Below are 5,941 nucleotides of genomic sequence, written 5' to 3'. Positions count from 1 at the left end.
CCTGGTAACCCAGTGATGCCAGGGCGCGACGCACGCCAAAGGGGCTGCGTTCGGCTTCAGCGCGCAACCTGGCGGTGATGGGGGCCAGCGGCGGTGTTTCGGGGAGCTGGTTGTAACCCACCATGCGCACCACTTCTTCAATCAGGTCTTCTTCGATCTGCAGATCAAAGCGGTAGCTGGGCGGTGTCACGGTCAGCGTGCCCTCGCCTTGCGTCACCGGCAGGCCCAGACGCTGGAGGGCGTCCAGGCATTGCGCCTGCGTGAGGGGCATGCCGATCACCTTGGCTGCACGCGCCACCCTCAAAGTGACTGGCACCGCTTTGGGCACGTTAACCTGCTGGTCGTCCATGGGGCCGCACACCGTTTCCGGTGTGCCGCAGATGTCGATGATCAGCTGGGTGATGCGCTCGATGTGCTCGACGGTCTGCCCGGGATCAACGCCTCGCTCAAAACGGTGGCCTGCGTCAGTCGAAAAGTTATAACGGCGCGAACGGCCAGCGATGGCCTTGGGCCACCAGAAGGCAGCTTCGACGTAGACATGTTTCGTGTCGTCCGAGACGGCGGTCGCATCGCCGCCCATGATGCCGGCCAGCGACTCCACCTGTGCATTGTCGGCAATCACGCCAACTTTTTCGTCAACCGTCACGGTATTGCCGTTGAGCAGCTTGAGCGTCTCGCCGGGCTTGCCCCAGCGGACATCGAGCCCGCCATGGATTTTTTCGAGGTCAAAGATGTGCGAGGGACGGCCCAGCTCGAACATCACGTAGTTGGAGATGTCCACCAGCGCCGTCACGCTGCGCTGGCCGCAGCGCGCCAGGCGATCGACCATCCATTGGGGTGTGGTGGCTTTCGTATTGACGTTGCGCACCACGCGGCCGGAAAAGCGGCCGCACAAATCGGGCGCGCTGATCTTCACCGGCAGTTTCGCGGTGTCGGCGGCAGCCACGGCGGGAATGACCGGTGTCTTCAGCGGTGCACCCGTGAGCGCAGCGACTTCGCGCGCAACACCGTAGACGCTCAGACAATGCGCCAGGTTGGGCGTGAGCTTGAGGGTGAACAGGGTGTCGTCGAGCTTCAAATGCTCACGGATGTCCTGGCCCAGCGGCGCATCGGCCACCAGTTCGAGCAGGCCGCCGTTGTCTTCAGAGAGCTTGAGTTCGCGCGCCGAACACAGCATGCCCTGGCTTTCCACGCCGCGCAGTTTGCCGACCTTGATCAGGAAGGGCTTGCCGTCTTCACCGGGAGGCAACTCGGCGCCGACCAGGGCACATGGCACCTTGATGCCGACGCGGGCGTTGGGTGCACCGCAAACGATGTTGAGCAGGCTGCCCTGCCCCACGTCGACCTGGCAGACGCGCAGGCGGTCGGCATCCGGGTGTTGGACGGCTTCMTTGATTTCGCCAACAACAATCCTGGTGAACGGAGGCGCCACCGGCTTGAGTTCTTCGACCTCCAGGCCGGCCATGGTGAGTGTGTCGGCGAGCTGCTGGGTCGTCAAAGGCGGGTTGCAGAATTCGCGCAACCAGGATTCTGGGAATTGCATGGTCTAACCTTGTTTTCTTGTTCTTGTTATTTCAGGACTGAAACTGGGAGAGGAAGCGGATGTCGCCGTCGAAGAACAGACGCAGGTCGTTGACGCCGTAGCGCAGCATGGTCAGGCGGTCAGGGCCCATGCCGAAGGCAAAGCCGATGTATTTCTCGGGGTCCAGCCCCATGTTGCGCACCACATTCGGGTGCACCTGGCCGGAGCCGGCCACTTCCAGCCAGCGGCCGGCCAGCGGGCCAGCCTGGAACTGGATGTCGATCTCGGCACTGGGCTCGGTGAAAGGGAAAAAGCTGGGCCTGAAACGCAGCACCAGATCGTCGCTTTCAAAGAAGGTGCGGCAGAAATCGGTGAAGACGAATTTGAGATCCTTGAAGCTCACGTTCTCGCCTATCCACAGGCCCTCGCACTGGTGGAACATGGGCGAGTGGGTGGCATCACTGTCGACACGGTAGGTGCGGCCCGGTGCGATGACGCGAATTTCGGGCATGCGGCCGCCGGCATCGATCAGCGCGCGATGCTTCTTGACATGCTGGACCGCATAGCGGATCTGCATGGGACTGGTGTGGGTGCGCAGCAGGTTGGGCGCGGCCTCGGTGCCGCCCTCGACATAAAAGGTGTCGTGCATCGAACGCGCTGGATGGTCTTCGGGCGTATTGAGCGCGGTGAAATTAAACCAGTCGGTCTCGATCTCGGGGCCTTGGGCCACGTCGAAACCCATGGAGCCAAAAATGCCTTCAATGCGTTCCAGCGTCAGCGAAACGGGATGCAAGCCGCCTTGCGCGCGCTGGCGGCCGGGCAGGCTCACGTCGAGCGCTTCGGCTTTCAGTTGTTTTTGCAGCTCGGCATCGGCCAGTGCCTGACGGCGATCGTTCAATGCAGCTTCGATGGCCTGTTTGGCCAGGTTGATGGCGGCACCACGGGATTTTTTTTCTTCCACGCTGAGTGCGGCCATGCCTTTCATCAATTCCGTGACGCGGCCGGTTTTGCCCAGGAACTGCGCCTTGGCGTTTTCCAGGTCGGCGGGCGTGTTGGCCTGCGCAAAACTGGCATGGGCGGTGCTGACCAGTTCCTGGAGGGCATCGGGTTGAGTCATACGTTCTCTTGTTCGAAATACAAAACAGCGAAGGCGCTTTCAGCAGCACTCGTGTTCCGGGAGTACTGCAGAAAGAGCCATGAAAAAGGGCCAGAGCCTTTTCAAGCTCCAGCCCTTTCTTTTCTTGCGCAAGCAGCTATTGATTTAATAGCACCAACACTGCCCGGCTTGAAAATCAGGCAGCCAGCTTGGCTTTCACCTGTTCAACGATGGCGCCGAAAGCGGCGCTGTCATGAATGGCCATGTCGGACAGAACCTTGCGGTCGATCTCGATGCCGGCTTTCTTCAGGCCATTGGCAAACTGGCTGTAAGTCAGGCCGAATGAACGGCTTGCAGCGTTGATACGGGCGATCCACAACTGGCGGAACACGCGTTTCTTGGTACGGCGGTCACGGTAGGCATATTGCCCAGCCTTCATTACCGCTTCTTTGGCGATACGGAAGACATTGCCGCGGCGGCCGCGGAAACCTTTTGCAAGGGCTAAAACTTTTTTGTGGCGGGCGCGAGCCGTTACACCACGTTTGACGCGAGGCATGTGTGTACTCCTTGTTCGTCGTTAATTAAATGCCCTGGCCTGGGAGCATCTGTGCCATGTGACCCATATTGGTCTCATGGACAGTCACCGCACCACGCAGATGGCGTTTGTTTTTGGTGGTCTTCTTGGTCAGGATGTGACGTTTGAAGGCTTGGCCGCGCTTGACGGTACCACCCGGACGAACGCGGAAACGCTTTTTAGCGCCGCTCTTGGTCTTCATTTTGGGCATGTGAATGCTCCTTTTCATTTGTGCTCGTGAGGCGCTGCGAACCTTCCGCAGACTTGATGGCCCCGAGACACTTGTTAAGCGGAAAATCTTTCGACTTCCCGCTGATCGCAAAAGGTTTGACCCCTCCGCTTTTGGAWAGCTGGCTTGCACCTGCTTTCGCAGGAACGCCGCAAAGCGCCCCTTGTCCTTATCCGCTGTCCGCCAGCCTCAGGCTGCGGACTGTGCCGGAGCCGTCTCGGCTGCCGGCTTGGCAGTACCCGGTTTTTTACGACCCGGCGCGATCATCATGACCATCTGCCTGCCTTCAAGCTTGGGGAATTGCTCCACCACAATCAAATCGGCCAACTCATCACGAATACGCGCCAGCAGGGCCAAGCCCAGTTCCTGGTGCGTGATTTCGCGACCGCGAAAACGCAAAGTAATCTTGCATTTGTCGCCCTCTTCCAAGAAGCGCTTGATGTTGCGCAACTTGATGTTGTAGTCCCCATCGTCAGTGCCGGGCCGGAATTTGATTTCCTTGATCTCGATCACTTTTTGCTTGGACTTCGCTTCCGCCGCCTTTTTCTGCTCGGCGTACTTGAACTTGCCGTAATCCATCAACCGGCACACCGGTGGAACCGCTGTGGGGGAGATTTCGACGAGGTCCACATCGGCCTCACCCGCAAGGCGCAAAGCCTCGGTGATGCTGACAATGCCCAGCGGCTCATTGTCTGGCCCGCTCAGACGTACTTCAGGGGCCATGATTTCACGGTTCAAGCGGTGCTTGCGTTCTTCACGGTGACGGCGGTCACGAAATTCAGTAGCGATGGTTCTATCCTTTAACTCTTGCTATAAAAGCTATAGCTGCTTGCGCCCGTCCTGTAAGGACGACAGGCCAAATTCATCAACAATTTTGTTAAAAATCAGGCTTTTTTCGCGATGTCGGAAGCGATCGTTTCAGCGAAGGCTTCGAGAGGCATCACTCCAAGGTCTTTGTTACCCCGGGCGCGCACTGCAACGGCACCTGCCGCTTTCTCCTTGTCGCCTACGACAAGGATATACGGCAGCTTTTTCATCGAGTGCTCCCGTATTTTATACGTAATTTTCTCGTTGCGCAGGTCCAGATTGACCCTAAGCCCTTGATTTTGCAGTGTTTTGGCAACTTCCCGGGCATATTCAGCCTGGGAATCGGTGATATTGAGCACCGAAACCTGCTCGGGAGCCAGCCAGGTCGGCAGCGCGCCGGCATGCTCTTCGATCAAAATCCCGATAAAACGCTCCAGGCTGCCCACAATCGCGCGATGCAGCATCACGGGGCGGTGACGGTTACCGTCTTCGCCCACATATTCGGCGTCCAGACGTTCCGGCATCGAAAAATCGACCTGCATGGTGCCGCACTGCCATTGGCGGCCGATGGCGTCTTTCAGCGTGTATTCGATCTTCGGGCCGTAAAAAGCGCCGTCGCCGGGGGCAATCTCAAACTCGCAACCGGACGCGCGCAGGCTTTCCATCAGCGCATGCTCAGCCTTGTCCCAGCTTTCGTCCGAGCCGATGCGGGCCTCGGGACGCGTGGCGACCTTGTAGATGATGTTCTTGAAGCCGAAATCTGTGTACACCTTTTGTAGCAAGGTCGTGTAGTCCACGCATTCCTTCAGTATCTGATCTTCGGTGCAAAAAATGTGGCCGTCGTCCTGCGTGAAACCGCGCACACGCATGATGCCGTGCAGCCCACCCGAAGGCTCGTTGCGGTGGCATTGGCCGAACTCGCCGTAGCGCAACGGCAGGTCGCGGTAGCTTTTAATGCCCTGCTTGAAGATCAGGATATGGCCGGGGCAGTTCATGGGCTTGAGGGCGTATTCGCGCTTTTCGCTCTCGGTCGTGAACATGTTGTCACGGTACTTGTCCCAATGGCCGGTTTTTTCCCACAGCGTCTTGTCGATGATCTGGGGGCCCTTGACCTCCTGGTAGCCGTTGTCCTGGTAGACCTTGCGCATGTACTGCTCAACGCCCTGCCAGACCGTCCAGCCCTTGGGGTGCCAGAACACCAGGCCAGGTGCATGGTCGTCGATGTGAAAGAGGTCCAGTTCCTTGCCGAGCTTGCGGTGGTCGCGCTTTTCAGCCTCCTCGAGCATCGTCAGATACTGCTGCAGTTCATCCTTGGTGGCCCAGGCCGTGCCGTAAACGCGCTGAAGCATTTCATTGCGGTGATCGCCGCGCCAGTAGGCGCCGGCCACCTTCATGAGCTTGAAGAACTTCAGCTTGCCCGTGCTGGGCACGTGGGGGCCGCGGCACAGGTCTTCAAAAGCGCCTTCACGGTAGAGCGACACATCCTCATTGGCGGGAATGCTCGCAATGATTTCAGCCTTGTAATGCTCGCCTATGCTCTTGAAATGCGCCACGGCTTCATCGCGCGGCAGCACCCGGCGCGTCACTGGCTCATCCCTGGCCGCAAGTTCCGTCATGCGCTTTTCGATCGCCACCAGGTCTTCCGGCGTGAACGGACGCTTGTAGGAGAAATCGTAGAAAAACCCGTTYTCAATCACCGGGCCTATGGTGACC

At 58.9% G+C, this 5,941-nt stretch carries 6 protein-coding genes; all 6 read right to left on the bottom strand.

What is annotated here, in order from left to right; genetic code table 11:
• The coding region (pheT, locus tag AC1D1P_RS12205) for a phenylalanine--tRNA ligase subunit beta (RefSeq protein ID WP_477673161.1) at positions 1 to 1,543 on the bottom strand (1,543 nt) is incomplete at its 3' end.
• A gap of 31 nt (positions 1,544 to 1,574) precedes the next feature.
• The gene (gene pheS, locus AC1D1P_RS12200) at positions 1,575 to 2,639 is read right to left on the bottom strand and encodes a phenylalanine--tRNA ligase subunit alpha (protein ID WP_477673160.1); all 1,065 of its coding nucleotides are present in this window, start codon (positions 2,637 to 2,639) and stop codon (positions 1,575 to 1,577) included.
• Between the two features lie 175 nt (positions 2,640 to 2,814).
• Entirely contained in the window at positions 2,815 to 3,174 is a 360-nt protein-coding gene (gene rplT, locus AC1D1P_RS12195; RefSeq protein WP_348046678.1) for a 50S ribosomal protein L20, read from the bottom strand.
• A 25-nt stretch (positions 3,175 to 3,199) separates the two neighbouring features.
• Positions 3,200 to 3,403, bottom strand: a complete 204-nt coding sequence (gene rpmI, locus AC1D1P_RS12190; RefSeq protein WP_007870723.1) for a 50S ribosomal protein L35 — start codon at positions 3,401 to 3,403, stop codon at positions 3,200 to 3,202.
• 207 nt (positions 3,404 to 3,610) lie between these two features.
• Positions 3,611 to 4,210 (bottom strand): translation initiation factor IF-3, encoded by a 600-nt coding sequence (gene infC, locus AC1D1P_RS12185; protein WP_477669605.1) that lies wholly within the window; start codon positions 4,208 to 4,210, stop codon positions 3,611 to 3,613.
• 95 nt (positions 4,211 to 4,305) lie between these two features.
• The coding region (gene thrS, locus AC1D1P_RS12180; RefSeq protein WP_477673159.1) for a threonine--tRNA ligase at positions 4,306 to 5,941 on the bottom strand (1,636 nt) is incomplete at its 5' end.

It is taken from the genome of Polaromonas sp. P1_E1_2 (assembly GCF_056406035.1).
Note: the sequence above shows the minus strand (reverse complement) of the source record. Positions and strands in the feature narration are given on the sequence as shown.